The sequence below is a fragment of the Cerasibacillus sp. JNUCC 74 genome, assembly GCF_053667775.1.
Window position 1 is genome coordinate 1261374 of record NZ_CM132207.1, and the last position, 17417, is coordinate 1278790.

A 17417-nucleotide genomic window follows, 5' to 3' on the forward strand; every position below is an offset into this window, starting at 1 on the left:
TTTTCCGCATAAACTGTTTTGTAAGCTAGTTTTTATGCTTCCAGGGAGGGTGACAGATTTTGTGTGGAATTACAGGATATATGGATTGGCAGAACGATGTGCGAAGAAATAGACAGATGCTTGTAAATATGACAGAAACATTAGCCCATCGTGGCCCAGATGAAACAAATACGTGGATGAATCAACATGTCGCTTTTGGTCATAAGCGTCTGTCTGTTATTGATATGGAGGGTGGAAAACAGCCAATGCAGCGTATTAAGGATGGATTCACCTATACCCTCATATATAATGGCGAGCTGTATAATACAGAAGAACTTCGCAATGAATTGAGAAATAAAGGTTACTCCTTTACGACGACTTCTGATACGGAGGTGTTACTTACTGCTTATTTGGAGTGGAAAGAATCATGTGTTGACTATTTGAATGGGATTTATGCTTTTGCTATTTGGGATGGGCAAAAAGCCCAGTTATTTTTAGCCAGGGATCGGTTAGGGGTCAAGCCATTATTTTATCAAGAAAAATCAGGTCAATTTATTTTTGGTTCGGAGTTAAAAGCAGTACTTGCTCATCAAGCTGTAAAGGCTGAGATAGATTCCACCGGGTTGGCAGAGGTTTTCGGCTTGGGTCCATCAAGAACACCGGGACACGGTCTCTTTAAAAATATGCAAGAATTGCGGGCAGGTCATGCACTTACGTTTTCCAAAAATGGTTTAAAAACGTGGCGATATTGGAATGTCAAAAGCCGTAAGCATACGGATTCGGAACAGGAAACGGTACAAACGGTAAGGGAGTTGTTTATCGATGCCGTACAGCGACAACTGGTAGCAGACGTACCAGTTTCTACGTTTTTATCAGGGGGACTGGATTCCAGTGCGATTACAGCAATTGCTGCTAATTATTTACAAGCTAAACGCAGAGGTGTGTTAACCACATTTTCTGTTGATTATGAAGGTAATGAACAATATTTTAAAGTGAGTAAATTTCAGCCTTCTATGGATCAACCTTTTATTCAGTTGATGGCTAAGGAATTTACTACAAAACATTATAATGAAGTGATTACCGGACAAGAACTTGCCGAGCATTTAAAAGAGTCGGTAACATTACGAGATCAGCCAGGAATGGCAGATATCGATTCATCGCTGCTCTGGTTTTGCAAACAAATTAAAAAGCATGCGACCGTAAGTCTTTCTGGAGAGTGTGCCGATGAAATATTTGGTGGTTATCCATGGTTTCATGATCCGTCAACTGCAGCAGGAACAGGATTTCCGTGGATTCGGTCATTAGAATCACGGATAGACTTACTCCATGAAAAATGGAGTAAAAAGTTAAAGTTGAAGGAATATGTTTATGAGCGGTATAAAGAAACGTTAGATGAAACACCGCGCTTAGAAGGGGAGTCTGATGTTGATGCACGACGAAGAGAGCTATTCTATTTAAATATGAATTGGTTTATGGCACAGTTACTTGACCGTAAAGATCGGATGAGTATGGGTGCCAGTTTAGAAGTAAGAGTTCCTTATGCAGATCACCGATTAGTTGAGTACGTATGGAATATTCCATGGGAAATGAAAATGATGGGTGGGCAGGAAAAAGGAATTTTGCGAAAAGCGATGGAGGGTATTTTACCAGATGATGTTTTATATCGTAAAAAAAGCCCTTTTCCTAAAACATTTCAACCAGAATATACGAATGGAGTAAAAGCTTGGATGCATGAGATTATCAATGATAAAGATGCGCGCTTATTTGAGTTTTTAAAGAAAGACAAGGTAGAAGCGATTTTAGAAAGTGAAGGCAAAGAGTTTAAAGACCCTTGGTATGGACAGTTAATGAAAGGACCACAATTAATTGCCCACCTGTGTCAAATTGATTATTGGTTACGCATCTATGATGTTAATATAGTAGACTGATAGGGAGATACAAATTAGGGAAAAAAGTTGAAGCCGTTTTTGAGAAGATTCAATGCCAACAATTTATCCCACATCTAACTGAAAGTCAAATGTCCGATTGGTTTAAAGGCCTTTAGGGCATACCATTAAGGTACTAACCATAAGAGAAAACCCCCTCTGATGGAAGTTTTATTTTATGTAGCTTGATACTTGAATAGCAATAAATGAAGACAATGATAGATTTTACTAGATTTTTAGAGAGCTTTTTGAGCTTTAAACAAGCTTTTTTAGAGTTCTGAATAAATGCTATATGGATGTTTTACCAGATAAACAATATGATATGAAAATCAGTTATCCTGTATCTTTTAAAGGTGATACGGGATATTTTTTTACGAACATAGTTCATTATTTTACAGAATATATTAAATAAAGAGGGGGGAAGACATTAAAGCGGAAAATAAGCAAGGAGGAAGGGTATGGCAGAGCGTGTATTGGATAAACAAACAGAAATAGGAAAGAAACGAGTTAAAAAAAAGTGGGTTATTATTATTAGTGGTATGTTGGCAGTTTTATTGTTTTTACTTGCTTTATATGGGAACGAATACACAAAGAAACCGGTTGAACAAATAGAAGGTACCATTGAACTTCCGATGTTGAAAAAGGAGGTTGAAATCATAACGGATGGACAGGGTGTACCACAAATAAACGCTAAAAATGATCATGATTTATATATGGCACAAGGATATGTGCAAGCACAATATCGCTTGTTCCAGATGGAAATGTCGCGTAGACAAGCCTCTGGTACATTAAGTGAAGTTGTCGGAGAAGCAGCTGTGGATCAGGATAAATATTTTCGGACGGTAGGGTTACGCCGAGCTGCAGCACAATCATATGACGTTTACAGTGAGGAAGCAAAGGAGATTTTACATGCTTTTGCAGAAGGCATAAATGCGTATATTAACCAAGCAAAGGAAGATAGTAGTTTGCCAATAGAATTTACCATAATGGGATTTGAACCAAAAGAATGGACGGCATTGGATTCATTAACGATTGGTAAATATATGGCGTTTGACCTGGGTGGACATTGGGAGCGTCAAGCTTTTCATTATTTTCTTTTACAAAACTATAATGAAAAGAAAGCGTATGATTTATTTCCTTCTTATCCTAGTCACAAGCCAGTTATTATGGAAGAAGAATTTGTTTCTGTTCATGATCGTTTAAAAAAAGCAATTATTCCCCATGAATTGAATGGCAGTAATAATTGGGTTATTTCCGGAGAAAAAACGCAAACGGGTTTACCGCTATTAGCAAATGATCCACACCTGGGATTAGCAACCCCCTCTATTTGGATTCAAATGAAACTAAAAACAAATCAACAACAAGTGAGTGGTGTAATTTTTGCAGGCGTTCCAGGAATTATTTTAGGGCATAATGACAAAATTGCCTGGGGCGTAACGAATACCGGACCAGACGTTCAGCAATTATATTTGGAAAAAAGAAATCCTGATCAGCCGACAGAATATTTGTATGAGGAAAAATGGGAACAAGCAAAAGTTATAAAGGAACCCATTGCTGTGAAGGACGGGAAAACAATTGATTATCAAGTCGTTGAGACGAGGCATGGTCCAGTCATTTCCGAATTTGCTGAAGATAGTGGGAAAGATAATGTACTATCATTGCGATGGACAGCATTAGAGCCGACAACGGAGTTAGAGGCAATTTTACAAATGAACAAGGCAGAAAATTGGCAAGAATTCGAGAAGGGACTGGAAAAATTTTTAGTTCCAGCACAAAACTTTGTATTTGCCTCCGTTGATGGAACCATTGCCTTTAAAGCAAATGGCAATATTCCAATTTATAGAGATGGAAAGGAGGCATTATTGCCACTTCCTGGCTGGGATAAGGATTTTGAATGGAAAGGATATATACCTTTTGACAAGCTTCCAACTATCGTAAATCCTGAAAAAGATTATATTGCCACTGCAAATAATAAAGTTACAATGGATGATTATCCTTATCATATAAGTAATGTATGGGCACAGCCTTATCGTTATGAACGGATAGTAGAAGTACTTGAAGCGAACGAGAGATTAACAATACAGGATATGAAAAAACTGCAAATGGATAGCTTTAATAGGCAAGCTAAAGAATTCGTACCTTTGTTTATTACTGAATTAGAAGGAATCGACTTATCAGGTCAAGCGAAACAAGCAATCGAACTTTTAAGAAAATGGGACTATAAAGATTTATCGACAGCTGCGCAACCGTTAATATTTCATCACTGGTACGAAACATTAGAAAACATTATTTATCAAGATATTCCGGATTCAATGATGAATTTGTTCACATCTAAGGGACAAACGACCGATGAGTTGTTACGAACGGCAATAAAAGAAGAAACTTCACAGTGGATTAATGATCAAGGCGGATTACAAAATATTTTATCTGAATCTTTAAATCAAGCATTATCCAATCTGGAAAAGGAATACGGAAAGAACTCGGAAAAATGGCAGTGGGGGGATTATCACCAGGTAGAGTTTAAGCATCCCCTGTCCAGTATCCATCCTGTGTTAGCATTCCTTTTTAATCGTAAGGGTCCGATCCCGTCAAATGGGAGCAGTGTAACTCCAATGGCGGCAGATTATGACTCTGAAACGGGAATTATTAATCACGGAGCACCATGGCGATTTGTTATTGATATGAGTCAAGCGGATCAAGGATATCATCTTGTTGCACCCGGACAGTCAGGACATATTAAAAGTAAATGGTATGATGATCAATTAGAGGATTGGGTTACTGGCAATTATCATATAACTAAGCTGAATGAAACAGTAGGTAAACCATTGATTTTGCAGCCTAAAAAAGATAATTAGGTTTCGTGTATTTAAAAAGAATAAAGACAGAATCAGCTAAGATCATAGCGTCCTTTTAAAACAGCATAGAACAATTGATTTCACAGCTGAAACGAAAAGTTGATATTATTCCCCGGGAAATAAGTTGGAGAATAGATATTTTTTCCTAATTTTAAGAGTGAATCAATTTCATAATAGCACCTATTAAAAAAGTTCATATTTTCAGTGTTTTAATATTATACTTTAAAAAATCCCACCCGTATATACTTACTTTCCGTGGGCAACGCCTCAACTCCTCGTAAGCAAAGAGTGGCTTCCTGCGGGATTTTTGGCTGTTACCATGGAAGTTTACCTAATGGGTACAAATTCCGGTTTAGACTGAAGTTTTTAAATCATAGGATAAGATTCTAGTTTTTTTCCACCATGATCAAATATTAACTATATCTATACATCTTAAATAGGTTGTGTTATAAAATTTTCATCTTCGTTATTCTATACTCCGGATGACCCGGTGCACCTCTAAAGAAACATCTAATTGTGCTTCCATTTTCCTCTATAAAGAGGTAGGTATACCTCCTTTTCAGCTTGTTTCTTTAGCCAATTGTTTATACACGTTTTTAGATTTAACGTCCACGTTTTTTTGGTTCAGGTTTTGGCGTTTCCTCTTTTGGCAGTAATTGAAGCAACATCATCATTTATGATAAAGCCCTCAGCGATAGCTTACAGTCAAACACTGCCCACAGAAAGGTTAATCCGTTCAAAGACTTGTCAAGATTATGCATATAAAGATTGTTTTTATCTTGACAACGTTTTCAACATCAGCTAATATTTAAACATAAGTTAATTATGTGGCGGAGAATAGGAGACCCACACTTTTTATCGTATGTTCCAAAGGTGAAAATATGGATAAAAAGTGTGGTCTTTTTTGTTTGCTCATAATTAATCAAACTGATACAAAGGGGTGTTACATATGGCAGAATCTGAATTTCTAGCTGAGTTAATTGGTACAATGATTTTGATTATCCTTGGTGGTGGCGTTGTAGGCGGGGTAACATTAAAATCATCCAAAGCTGAAGGCGCAGGCTGGATAGTTATTACGATTGCCTGGGGACTTGCGGTCACGTTTGGAGTATATGCGGTTGGCAATTATTCTCCTGCCCATATTAATCCGGCTGTAACGATTGGATTTGCTGCTATTGGCGAATTTCCATGGTCGAAAGTACCGATGTATGTTACTGCACAAATAATTGGAGCGATTATTGGGGCAACGATTGTCTTTTTAAATTATTTAGCCCATTGGAGAAAAACAAAAGACCAAGCAACAAAGCTCGGCGTTTTTGCAACGATCCCAGCCATTCGCAGTCCATTAGCCAATTTATTATCTGAGATTGTTGGTACGTTCGTTCTTGTAATGGGGTTATTGTTTATTGGGGCAAATGAATTTACAGAAGGTTTAAACCCAATTGTTGTGGGGGTATTAATTATAGCAATAGGTATGTCTTTAGGAGGGCCAACTGGATATGCAATCAATCCTGCCCGTGACCTTGGACCGCGAATTGCTCATGCAATACTTCCAATACCCGGAAAAGGGAGTTCCGATTGGGGCTATTCTTGGGTGCCGATTGTTGGACCTATTATTGGAGGGATTTATGGAGCTTTCTTTTATGATGCATTGTTCGTAGGAGAGTTGACCATTGGATTTTGGCTGTTAAGTGGGATAATTGCTATTCTTATTTTAGGGGCACTGAGTGTAGAATTAAAGAATAAGGGAGATAATTCTGCTAAAATAAAGAATGAAATTATTTAGGGGGATGACAAAATGAAAGATAAATATATCCTATCTATTGATCAAGGCACAACAAGTTCTAGGGCAATCATATTTAATCATAATGGAGAGATTGTTGCTACTGCACAAAGGGAATTTGAACAGTTTTTTCCACATCCGGGTTGGGTAGAGCAAGATGCTAATGAAATCTGGACATCCGTTCTTGCCTGTATTGCTGAAGTGTTACGAATAGCTGATCTAGAAGCTAATCAAATTGCTGCTATTGGGATTACAAACCAACGAGAAACGGTAGTCGTTTGGGATAAGCATACAGGAAAACCGATCTATCGAGCCATCGTTTGGCAATCCAGGCAAACAGAGGGTATTGTTAAAGAATTGATGGATGCTGGATATAATGAATTGTTTAGGAAAAAAACGGGATTATTGCTCGATCCATATTTTTCTGGTACAAAAGTAAAATGGATTTTAGATAATGTAGAAGGTGCAAGAGAAAAAGCAGAAAATGGAGATTTATTATTTGGTACGGTTGACAGCTGGCTCATTTACAAGTTTTCTGCTGGAAAAGTACATGTAACAGATTATACCAATGCGTCACGTACATTAATGTTTGATATCTACAATTTGAAATGGGATGATGAGCTCTTAGATATTTTGACTGTACCGAAAAGTATGCTTCCCGAAGTAAAACAATCATCTGAAATATATGCCCATACTATTTCTTATCATTTCTTTGGAGAAGAAGTACCAATTGCTGGAATTGCTGGTGATCAACAAGCTGCACTATTTGGTCAGGCTTGCTTTGAAAAAGGCATGGTTAAAAACACATATGGAACTGGCTGCTTTATGTTAATGCATACTGGTGAAGAGGGTATACCCTCAAAGCATGGCTTATTAACAACTTTGGCCTGTAGTGTTAATGGGAAAGTTGAATATGCATTGGAAGGGAGTGTATTTGTAGCAGGATCTGCCATTCAATGGTTACGTGATGGACTAAAGTTAATTGAAGATTCGCCAGAAAGTGAAAGCTATGCTAAAAGTGTAGATAGCACAGAAGGTGTATATATGGTTCCTGCATTTGTAGGATTGGGTACACCGTATTGGGATAGTGAAGCTAGAGGAGCCGTATTCGGTCTTACTCGTGGAACGACAAGAGGTCATTTTATTCGTGCCACATTGGAATCACTAGCTTATCAAACAAAAGATGTTATCGAGGCAATGGTTGCCGATTCAAACTTAGAATTAAAAACATTACGTGTAGATGGCGGAGCAGTAAAGAATGACTTCCTAATGCAATTTCAAAGTGATATTCTAGGCGAAGTACCAGTCGAACGCCCTGTTATTCAAGAAACTACAGCATTGGGGGCTGCATATTTAGCTGGATTAGCAGTTGGTTATTGGAAAGATAAAGATGAAATTGCTACACAATGGGATGTAGAAAAGACATTTCATAGCAAAATGAGCGAGCAACAGCGTTATGAACTTTATGCTGGATGGAAAAAAGCAGTGGAAGCAACCCGAGCATTTAAATAAGCAGGCGAATAGAAAATAGGGGTCATGATTATCTTAAGAAGGTGGGAGTGACCTCTTTTTATTCTTAAGCCAAAATATAATACAATAGGGTTAAGGAGGAATGTAAATATGAAAAAAATCATTAATAAACCAGATGAAGTTGTTCAGGATATGGTACAAGGCTTAATTGCTGCATATCCGTCCCAGTTAAAGCTCATCCCTGAGACATTGGCTATTGCAAGGAAGGATGCACCCGTTCAAGGAAAGGTTGGATTAGTTAGTGGCGGAGGAAGCGGTCATGAACCAGCACATGCTGGTTATGTCGGTAAAGGGATGCTAGATGTTGCTGTCGCTGGCGAGGTATTTACTTCCCCAACACCAGATCAAGTCTTAGAAGGAATAAAAGCAGCAGATGGAGGAAAAGGAGTATTTCTAGTTATTAAAAATTATACGGGAGATGTTCTTAATTTTGAAATGGCTGCTGAGCTTGCTGAAGCGGAAGGTATTGAAGTAGAAAAAGTTGTCGTAAATGATGATGTTGCCGTAGAGGATAGTTCGTTCACCACTGGCAGAAGGGGAATCGCTGGGACAGTACTTGTCCATAAAATAGCCGGTGCTATGGCTGAAAGCGGAGCAACACTTCAGGAAATAAAGCGAGTTGCTGATAAAGTAGTTGCTAACGTACGTTCCATGGGAATGGCGCTAACATCTGGAACCGTACCGGCAGCGGGCAAACCAAGTTTTCAATTAGCAGAAAATGAGATGGAAATTGGAATAGGGATCCATGGTGAACCAGGTATTGAACGAAAGCCAATAGCATCCGCTGATGATATTGCGACTGAATTAGTAGAACGAATTTTGGCGGATATGGAAATACCAAAAGGTAAGGAAGTAGCAGTGATGGTAAACGGTCTGGGTGCTACACCGGAAATGGAACTATATATTGTAAATAAAAAAGTGCAACAAATACTAAAAGAAACTGGATTACACGTATATAGAACGTTTGTTGGCGAATATATGACATCATTAGAAATGGCAGGCTGCTCCGTAACGGTATTACAGCTTGATGATGAACTAAAGACATTGCTTAATGCCCCATGTAGTGCACCTGCTTTTCGAAATTAGGAGGAATTACGATGCAATTGGATGTAAAAAAAACAATGGAATGGTTGCAATTAGCTAATACTAAAATACAGGAGAAGAAAGATTATTTAACTAGCCTCGATCAGCCAATTGGAGATGGCGATCATGGGATTAATATGGCAAGGGGCTTTAAAGAAGTAGAGGCTAAAATAAGTGGTAAAGATTATAAAGATATATCGGAGCTGTTGAAAGATGTAGCCATGACACTAATGGCAAAAGTTGGTGGTGCTTCAGGGCCTTTATTCGGAACAGCGTTTTTAAAATTATCTACATCTATTAAAGGGGAAGCAACATTAGATGTAAAGCAATTTGCAAGTGCTTTAGATGCCGCAGTTGCTGGCTTGAAACAGCGTGGAAAAGCAGAAGAAGGCGAAAAAACGATGATTGACATGTGGGCACCAATTGCTAAACTATTTCAACAAGAAGAGGGCATTACTGCTGATAAAGTGGTAGATACCGCTAAAATGGCGTTGGAAAAAACGAAGGAAATGAAAGCAACAAAAGGAAGAGCGGCATATTTCAAGGAAAAATCGGTAGGTCACCAAGATCCTGGCGCGGCTTCAAGCTATTATATTTTTGAAGCTCTAGCAGAAATTTGGAAAGGAGACAGCAAAGCGTGAGCTACGTAGGCATTGTACTTATTTCCCATAGTGCTAAAATTGCAGAAGGAACAAAAGAATTAATTCGCCAAGTAATGAAGGATATACCAATTGAAACAGCCGGTGGAACAGATGAAAACGAAATTGGGACAAGTATTGAAAAAATATCTGCAGCTATTGATCAAGCAAATCAAGGTATGGGTGTACTGTTATTTTATGATCTTGGCAGTGCAAAAATGAATGCAGAAATGGCGATAGAATTGGCAGAACGGGATGATGTGAAATTAGTGGAAGCGCCAATTGTGGAAGGATCGTATGTGGCGGCAGTTGAATCTGGAATGGGTAAACAGCTTACCGATGTCTATGATGCGGTTATCCGTTCATTTCCTGAGAAAAAATAACAACGTAGAAGCCCTCTAGATTTTGTTGATTGGAGGGCTTTTTTGAACAATAAAATGAATGAAACACTTCTCCATAGATGAGAGAAACAAAAATCTTCTCATATAAAGCTAAATTCCATAAAGTAGAAGAACCATTTTTGCGCACTGTTCTATGTTTTGATTTATAGACTTAGCTATTGGTAGTTACATATAAGCTAAGGATAGCCTTCTAATCATATATTTGAATATTCGTTTTATACTGAGAAAATGATCACTGTTAATGATATGAAAAAGGTGAGAGAAACCATAAGTGATGTAGTTAAAAAACGCCGATTTTCTAGTCTCAATTATCAGCGTTATGCCATAATCAATTATTTTTAATCGCAGCGCATTTACAACGAACAGGATCATTTGAAATTTACGTGGTTACCAATAAGGTGAAGCCAGTTATTAGTGAGGGAGAGAAGCGTTTATCAGCTGCATCTTCTGCAACCATGGTCAGGCTGTTACCTACATTGCGAACCAATTGGGAATGCTCGTACAATTATTGTTCCTGAAGATGTAAATTGTAGTAAACTTGCAGCTGTGAAAGCGTACAGTAGAAATGTGGATGTTACAAAGCGGTCACAGCTGCTTTAGCTACCTGTGAATTAGAAAGTAAGAGTAAGATCGAACAACACCGCAAAGTCGAAAAAGAGCGCTCGAAAGTTGGATCAGTACACTGCGAAATTGACCCAGAGCGCTCAAAAGTCGAACCGGAAGACCGTGAAGTTAAACCAGAATACTTGAAAGTCGAACTAGAAACGTGAAGTTGAATTAGAACACTTGAAAGTCTGACTAGAGTCTACACTTTCAAGTAGTATCTAGCTTCATTGCTCTTTCTGTCTGTCAATGTTAGTGCCTAACAGTTAATTGCTCTTACTCTTTAAGCTGCATCGGCTCCTGGATTGACTGGGATGTTTTCTTCAATTTGCATATTATTTTTTGCATTTTGCTGTGCATATTTATAAAATAATACAATAATTCCTATAGTTATAACAGCACTAAGAATATAGGTTATATTCATCGGTATTCGAAAGCCAATTTCCGCATGAAGGATATATGCTGTCGTTACATAGGTCATAAAAATACCTGGGAGCATGGCGATCCAATAATTCTTTTTAGCAATAAACAGGTACATGGAAGCTACCCATAATGCAATTACTGCTAGGGATTGATTTGCCCAAGAGAAATATCGCCAAAGTAATGTGAAATCCATATTGGTTAAGATAACGGAAATCGTAAATAATGGTAGAGCAATAATTAAGCGCTTAGCTATTTTACTTTGGGACATATTAAAATAATCAGCTATAATCATACGAGCACTGCGGAATGCTGTATCTCCTGATGAGAGTGGAAGAAAGATAACGGACATAACGAGAACAGTACCCAAGATAGATCCAAGCATCATTGTACCAACTTCGCTTACAATTCCTCCTGTTCCAATCGTTTGAATCAATTCATTTAACGTCACCGTTTTGCCAAATAAACTCATTGCTGCTGCAGCCCAAACCATAGCAATAATTCCCTCTACAATCATCATGCCATAGAAAACGCTTCGTGCTTCTTTTTCATTTTTAGTTGTTCTGGCAATAATCGGTGATTGTGTTGCATGGAAGCCAGATAAAGCACCACAGGAAATAACTAAAAATAATAGTGGAAATACTGGAGTATTCTCTGGATGCATATTTGTTATGGAAATTTCAGGAATAGGAGCTTGATTAATGACAAGACTGATTCCTAATGAAAGTGTACCAACAAGCAAAAAGATACCGAAAATTGGAAAAAGTTTACCAATGATTTTATCTATAGGCAACATCGTTGATAAAATATAATATCCAAAAATGATAATAGTAAGAGTTACTAATGCAATAGAACCGTTAAATAAATCAAAAATTAAACTCGCGGATGAACTAACAAAAACAGTACCAACTAATAATAATAAGATTACTGAAAACAGATTAACTAAATGCTTCATATATTTTCCTAAAAACTTACCAGCGAGTTGTGGAAGATGTGCTCCTCCATTACGGATAGAAATCATACCGGTCAAGTAATCATGAACGGCTCCTGCAAAAATGCAACCGAGGACAATCCAAAGAAAGGCTACAGGTCCATACAATGCCCCCATTATTGGACCGAATATGGGTCCGACTCCCGCAATACTGATTAATTCAATCATCGCATTTTTCCGTCTAGGCAATGGAAGATAGTCAACGCCATCTTGCTTTGTTATAGCGGGAGTAGGACGATCAGGTTTTACTCCAAAAACTTTTTCAATAAACTTACCATATGTGAAATAACCTACAATTAATAATATGATACCTCCTATAAATGTAAACATATAAACACTCCCCTCCATATGAATTCGTTTACATATTTAATGTAATATGAAGACGTTTTAAAAAGAGAGATTTTAGATAAGATGTCTTTTTTAGGAACTAACATGCAAAAAAGTGAGGATGAAAAGATATCAAATACGGTAGGGAGTTTTTCGAGTTGGTTGAGGAAATTTACAGAATGGCGGAGTTAGCAAAATTAGATAAAACTTAATTGTAAATGGATACATTATCTAACTATGGATCGGAACCCGATAAAGCAAATAATTTTCAAGCTGATGAAGAAAAGGGCAAACTTTGATGGAGGGAAAGATTATAGGATAGGAGTAAAAAAAGTAATAAATTTAATAGTAGTCCTATCTAAAGTGAAGAAGCTTTAGAAAAATTCCTAAATTCGTGTAAGAGATACGAAGTAAAAGAATAACCTCCTAACTAGCGAAAGTAAGGTAGTGGCTAGAGCACTCAAAACCAGAAGTCCAAAAACAAGAATCTGGTTGAAGAACAGGGAACGTCATTATAAGAAAAAAGTACTAATATGGTACTAACCTTCAGTAGGAGAGGGAAGCAAACTCTTACGGAATGAAGTTTCACTTTATCGTATAAGAAAAACGACAGCTTTCGCTAAGACTTTACGATAAGCCAAGTTTTTCGAAAATATACCTTTACCATCGGTGCTCTATACATGACTAGAAAGAGTCGTCCAATACATCAATATATGGAACAACTCCTGTAATGACATGACTGTACTTTAGTTTTAGCTAATAATTAAAGTTCCAAGCGTTCGCGTAAACCTTTCACATAATTACGACTAACCGGGAGAAGCTTTTCGCTTCCTTGTATTTTTAAATTATAAGCACCGTTAAACCAAGGTGTTATTTGACTGACATGATTCAAATTAATGAGATAGCTTTTATGAATACGAAAAAAACCAAACGGGATCAATTTCGATTCTAAATCTTTTAATGTTTTTTTAGTAAAAAATGTTTTAGAAGCAGTTATAATTTTTACTTGTTTCTCTTCGCTTTGAATATATAATATATCATTTGGTTCAAGGTATACTACACCATCTTCATTTTCAATACCTAGTTTATTTGCCGTTTCCTGTTCTATTTTCGCTTTACCGAGCACTATTTTTTCAATACGCGTAATTGTCTGAGCAAGTTGATTTTCATCATATGGTTTTAATAAATAATCAACTGCTTCATAGCGAAAAGCTTGTACGGCAAATTGCGGATATGCGGTAGCAAAAACTAATAATGGTGGTTTTTTAAGTTCCATTAAAGATTCAGCCGCTTCCATACCATCCATCCCCGGCATTTCTACATCTAAGAATACAAGGTCAGGCTTTTTTTTCATTGCCTCCATAATACAGGATTCACCTGAGTTTGCTTCCCCGATAACTTGAATAGATGGATAGGACCCTAGTAAATAGATTAGCTCTTCACGGTTTAATTTTTCATCATCAACAACTATCGTACGTATAACCGCTCGCATTATTTTTCCTCCGTTTCACGCTCTTTTGCTGGTATGATAAAACTGACCTCTGTCCCTTCGCCTAAATTACTATGAATTTGCAGCTTTGCTTGTTCGCCAAACTTCATATCCAGTCGACGATTAATATTATATAACGCCATCCCTGTTCCGGACTTTGAATGTATAACATGGTTGCCAATTTGCTTTACATATGCTGGATCCATTCCTTTTCCATTATCTATAACAGAAATATGGATCTGTTTATGTTTCCTTTTCACTTGTATTTCGATATGACAATTCGTTGCTTTATCTCTTAGTCCATGCTTCATAGCATTTTCGACAATTGGCTGTAAAATCAATGGAGGAATGGTTTCTTGTAAACAGCTTTCGTCAATATTGTAATCAACATGAAGGCGATCATAAAATCGTGTTAATTCAATATCTAAATATGCCTGAACATGTTTTAATTCCTGCTCAATCGTAGTTTCTTTATCTGTGGTTACGGTTAAGTTATTTCGCAAAAAATTGGATAACGATACGAGTAATTTGCGTGCTTTCATTGGATCGATTCGAATAAGTGATGTAATCGTATTTAATGTGTTAAATAGAAAATGTGGTCTAATTTGTGCTTGCAATGCATTAATTTCAGATTCTCTTGCTAATTGTAACGCCTGTTCAGCTCGAGCAATTTCAAGTTGATTGCTCAACAGCTTTGCAAGACCTGACATCATTTCCTTAACCACCGTGTTAATCTCATTTTTAGAATGATAATAAAATTTGAGTGTACCGATTGTTTTTTCGCCTTGCTTTAACGGAGCGATAACTACAGCTTTAAGCGGACAATCTTCATGGCTGCAATGGATCTGTTCTAAAGCTGCAACGGTAAGCTCTCCTGATTGAATCGTGTCACGAGTAACTTGGGTTTGGATACTGCTAGCTTGTGTGTGATGGTCATCTCCTAAGCCAACGTGAGCAAGAATTTCTTTATCATCTGTCATCGAAACGGCAATTGCATTCATCTCTCGATATAAAATGTTACAAACAGCTTGAGCTGTATGATAGTCCAACCCCTTTCGCAAATGCGCTAATGTCATATCTGCGATACGTAACGTCAACTGAGCTTGGTGTGCGCTTATTCTATCCTTTTCATTGGCAACCATTTGAATGATCAGTATAAATAAAGCTCCACCAAGTCCGTTTGCAAGCACCATTGGAAGTCCAATTACTTCTACAAGTGGAATGTTTTTTTCAATCGGTCTTGATAATAAAAGAATAAGTAGCATCTGTATAATTTCAGCTGAGGCCGTGATTGTAAATACTTTTGGCAAGGAATTATAGCTTTGTTTTTTATGGAAATAACCTGAAAAAACGCCGGCAATGATCGTTGCAAGTCCACAACTTAATGCGGTATAGCCACCGAGCATAAAACGATGGACGCCTGCAATAACTCCCGCACCGAATCCGATTTTATAACCACCAAGTAGTCCCGCCACTACTACACCAATGACTCTAAAATTAGCAATTGCTTCATCTGGTTCAATTCCTATTCGCCAACGCTCAATATCCGAAGTTGCTGAATTAAAAATAAGTCCAGTATACGTTCCAATAATCCCAAACAAACCAAAGAATAGCATGGCCTTATATTGTTGACTGTGGCTTAATGTACGTGGGGACATCAAATTACGAAAGAACCGAAATCTTGTTAATAAAAAGGCGAGCATAACAATGATACCGAGTCTTTCTAGCATCAAAACCAAAAGATCAAACATAAGTATAACCTCTTTTCCATCCGATTTGCTTGGTAATGTTATTGAATTCACAATTCAGCATAGGAAACTTTACCTGAATATAACATGGTAAACAGGCACTATTCTTGAAGCATAGCACTCCATTAAAAATTTTGATGATCATAACAAAGAGAAGTTGTAAGCTTATAGTTTAAAACTTGTCCGGCTTTTAAAACGTTTTAGAATAATTGAACTTTCTACCCGCGTAATGCCACTAACGGAATATAGTTCTTTATTAATAAAGGCTTCTAATTTTTGAAAGTCTTCTACAAGTACATGCATATGTAATGTACTCGGTCCAGTCATTTGATAAATGCTCGCTACTTGAGGATTATTTGCTAAATTTTGCGCAACTTCTTGAAGCTGCATTGGTTCAACATCTACTTCAAAAAAAGCAGAGACTTGTTTGCCAAATTTTTCAGAGTTAATCACAACGGTAAACTTCTCAATCACGCCTTTATCCTTTAAATTTTGAATTCGATCCTTTACGGCTACTCGAGATAGCCCAACCCTTTCTGCTAGCTCTACATATGATAGTCTCCCATCTTCAGATAATTCTGCTAGTAATTGTTTATCTATATTATCCAATTTCATGTTTTGAGCTCCTTATTGTTTATTATGTATCTAAGGCGGCTGTATAATGCTCACTTCTAGCATAATGGTATAGACCTTCTAAATGGATTCTGATTGGTTGACACGGCATTCTGAGAAGTGAAGAAATAAAATATGACCTTCTCAGCTACGTTTTAGTTTACCAGAATTTATATGTGAAGAAAACATAGTCAGGCTTAACCTTAGTGCACATAAGTCCTAATTGTATTTAAATTTATAGGTAAAAAAATATTCCGGTTTCCTTCGTTTCTGTGCTACATTATTATTCATTTTAAAACGTATAAAGCAACTTGATTAGTGCTCATATACTTAGGTGATTTCATTTTTATCCGTTTCGTAAGACTCTCACTCTTGAGAGACGGAGTCTGAGTGGGAGATAACGGCACCAACATGTCGATTCGTTCAAAGCGCTTTAGGTCATACCTTTGTGATACTAGTATTCAGTACGGGAATGGAGGAAAGCCTAACTAAATGAAGTTTCACTTTCATATTGAATAGTTTTAACTGCTATTTTTTTACTTCCTCATTACGCCTTGAAGAAGTTATTGGTTGGTGAACGGTTTTATTTCAAGTTTTGAGAAACACGAAAGAGAAAGTGTTATCGTTCTATATAAAAGCGGTATTTTAAAATTTTTACATAACAGTTGCCTATATTGAATAAGAAATTACAAAAAGAAGGTGAAACTAATTAAATATTTTATATAAGAAGGTGTTATTTGTTATTTTATTTATTTATGTTTGTGGCGTTATTTACAAATTTAGAGTTGTTTGATAATATACACTATAAGTTGACTGAAAAAAGATATAGTTATGCTTAGTGCACTTATACGTTGACCATGAAAAATTTTGATGCTTTATCTCGAATGTAAGGTGGCCGTAAGACTCCCACTTCAAGAGCTGAGGACGATACAAAAAGTCTAAGTGGCGCCTAAATCCCCGATACAACCGTCAGTCATACCCTTGCGGTACTAACAATCAGTGAGGGATGAAAGGAAACCCCCGATTGACGTTT

General features: G+C 37.1%; 11 protein-coding genes. 7 read left to right on the plus strand and 4 right to left on the minus strand.

Annotated features, from left to right (window positions below; translation table 11 throughout):
* The first annotated feature begins 59 nt into the window (after nt 1-59).
* The 7 genes from asnB to dhaM all read left to right on the plus strand — a co-directional run bounded on the left by asnB (nt 60) and on the right by dhaM (nt 10176).
* The gene (gene asnB, locus JNUCC74_RS05540) at nt 60-1907 is read left to right on the plus strand and encodes an asparagine synthase (glutamine-hydrolyzing) (protein ID WP_454067241.1); all 1848 of its coding nucleotides are present in this window, start codon (nt 60-62) and stop codon (nt 1905-1907) included.
* Nucleotides 1908-2362: 455 nt separating this feature from the next.
* On the plus strand, nt 2363-4759 hold the full coding sequence (locus JNUCC74_RS05545; RefSeq protein ID WP_454067242.1) for a penicillin acylase family protein: 2397 nt from the start codon (nt 2363-2365) through the stop codon (nt 4757-4759).
* Nucleotides 4760-5708: 949 nt separating this feature from the next.
* Complete coding sequence (locus tag JNUCC74_RS05550) at nt 5709-6545, plus strand: MIP/aquaporin family protein (protein WP_454067243.1); 837 nt, start codon at nt 5709-5711, stop codon at nt 6543-6545.
* A gap of 12 nt (nt 6546-6557) precedes the next feature.
* Nucleotides 6558-8054 carry a glycerol kinase GlpK gene (gene glpK / locus JNUCC74_RS05555; RefSeq protein ID WP_454067244.1) on the plus strand — a complete coding sequence of 499 codons (1497 nt, stop codon included), beginning with the start codon at nt 6558-6560 and terminating at the stop codon, nt 8052-8054.
* 108 nt (nt 8055-8162) lie between these two features.
* Nucleotides 8163-9158, plus strand: coding sequence for a dihydroxyacetone kinase subunit DhaK (gene dhaK, locus JNUCC74_RS05560; protein WP_454067245.1), 996 nt, complete (start codon nt 8163-8165; stop codon nt 9156-9158).
* A gap of 11 nt (nt 9159-9169) precedes the next feature.
* Nucleotides 9170-9796 carry a dihydroxyacetone kinase subunit DhaL gene (dhaL, locus tag JNUCC74_RS05565; RefSeq protein ID WP_454067246.1) on the plus strand — a complete coding sequence of 209 codons (627 nt, stop codon included), beginning with the start codon at nt 9170-9172 and terminating at the stop codon, nt 9794-9796.
* Nucleotides 9793-10176 (plus strand): dihydroxyacetone kinase phosphoryl donor subunit DhaM, encoded by a 384-nt coding sequence (gene dhaM, locus JNUCC74_RS05570; protein WP_454067247.1) that lies wholly within the window; start codon nt 9793-9795, stop codon nt 10174-10176. The genes dhaL and dhaM overlap by 4 nt, the downstream gene beginning before the upstream one ends.
* Before the next feature lie 904 nt (nt 10177-11080).
* Here dhaM and JNUCC74_RS05575 read toward each other — a convergent pair.
* The 4 genes from JNUCC74_RS05575 to JNUCC74_RS05590 form a co-directional block, all read right to left on the minus strand.
* A complete protein-coding gene (locus JNUCC74_RS05575) occupies nt 11081-12538 on the minus strand; it encodes a carbon starvation CstA family protein (protein WP_454067248.1) in 1458 nt (485 codons plus the stop codon).
* 760 nt (nt 12539-13298) lie between these two features.
* On the minus strand, nt 13299-14027 hold the full coding sequence (locus tag JNUCC74_RS05580; RefSeq protein ID WP_077319903.1) for a LytR/AlgR family response regulator transcription factor: 729 nt from the start codon (nt 14025-14027) through the stop codon (nt 13299-13301).
* Nucleotides 14027-15775 carry a LytS/YhcK type 5TM receptor domain-containing protein gene (locus JNUCC74_RS05585; RefSeq protein ID WP_454067249.1) on the minus strand — a complete coding sequence of 583 codons (1749 nt, stop codon included), beginning with the start codon at nt 15773-15775 and terminating at the stop codon, nt 14027-14029. The genes JNUCC74_RS05580 and JNUCC74_RS05585 overlap by 1 nt, the downstream gene beginning before the upstream one ends.
* Before the next feature lie 162 nt (nt 15776-15937).
* The gene (locus JNUCC74_RS05590) at nt 15938-16387 is read right to left on the minus strand and encodes an Lrp/AsnC family transcriptional regulator (protein WP_077319905.1); all 450 of its coding nucleotides are present in this window, start codon (nt 16385-16387) and stop codon (nt 15938-15940) included.
* Nucleotides 16388-17417 lie beyond the last annotated feature (1030 nt).

Bases quoted from the DNA above. Each gene is read 5' to 3' on its own strand.
- JNUCC74_RS05545 (WP_454067242.1), top strand. From the start codon at position 2,363: ATGGCAGAGCGTGTATTGGATAAACAAACAGAAATAGGAAAGAAACGA.
- JNUCC74_RS05550 (WP_454067243.1), top strand. From the start codon at position 5,709: ATGGCAGAATCTGAATTTCTAGCTGAGTTAATTGGTACAATGATTTTG.
- glpK (WP_454067244.1), top strand. From the start codon at position 6,558: ATGAAAGATAAATATATCCTATCTATTGATCAAGGCACAACAAGTTCT.
- dhaK (WP_454067245.1), top strand. From the start codon at position 8,163: ATGAAAAAAATCATTAATAAACCAGATGAAGTTGTTCAGGATATGGTA.
- dhaL (WP_454067246.1), top strand. From the start codon at position 9,170: ATGCAATTGGATGTAAAAAAAACAATGGAATGGTTGCAATTAGCTAAT.
- JNUCC74_RS05575 (WP_454067248.1), bottom strand. From the start codon at position 12,538: ATGTTTACATTTATAGGAGGTATCATATTATTAATTGTAGGTTATTTC.
- JNUCC74_RS05580 (WP_077319903.1), bottom strand. From the start codon at position 14,027: ATGCGAGCGGTTATACGTACGATAGTTGTTGATGATGAAAAATTAAAC.
- JNUCC74_RS05585 (WP_454067249.1), bottom strand. From the start codon at position 15,775: ATGTTTGATCTTTTGGTTTTGATGCTAGAAAGACTCGGTATCATTGTT.
- JNUCC74_RS05590 (WP_077319905.1), bottom strand. From the start codon at position 16,387: ATGAAATTGGATAATATAGATAAACAATTACTAGCAGAATTATCTGAA.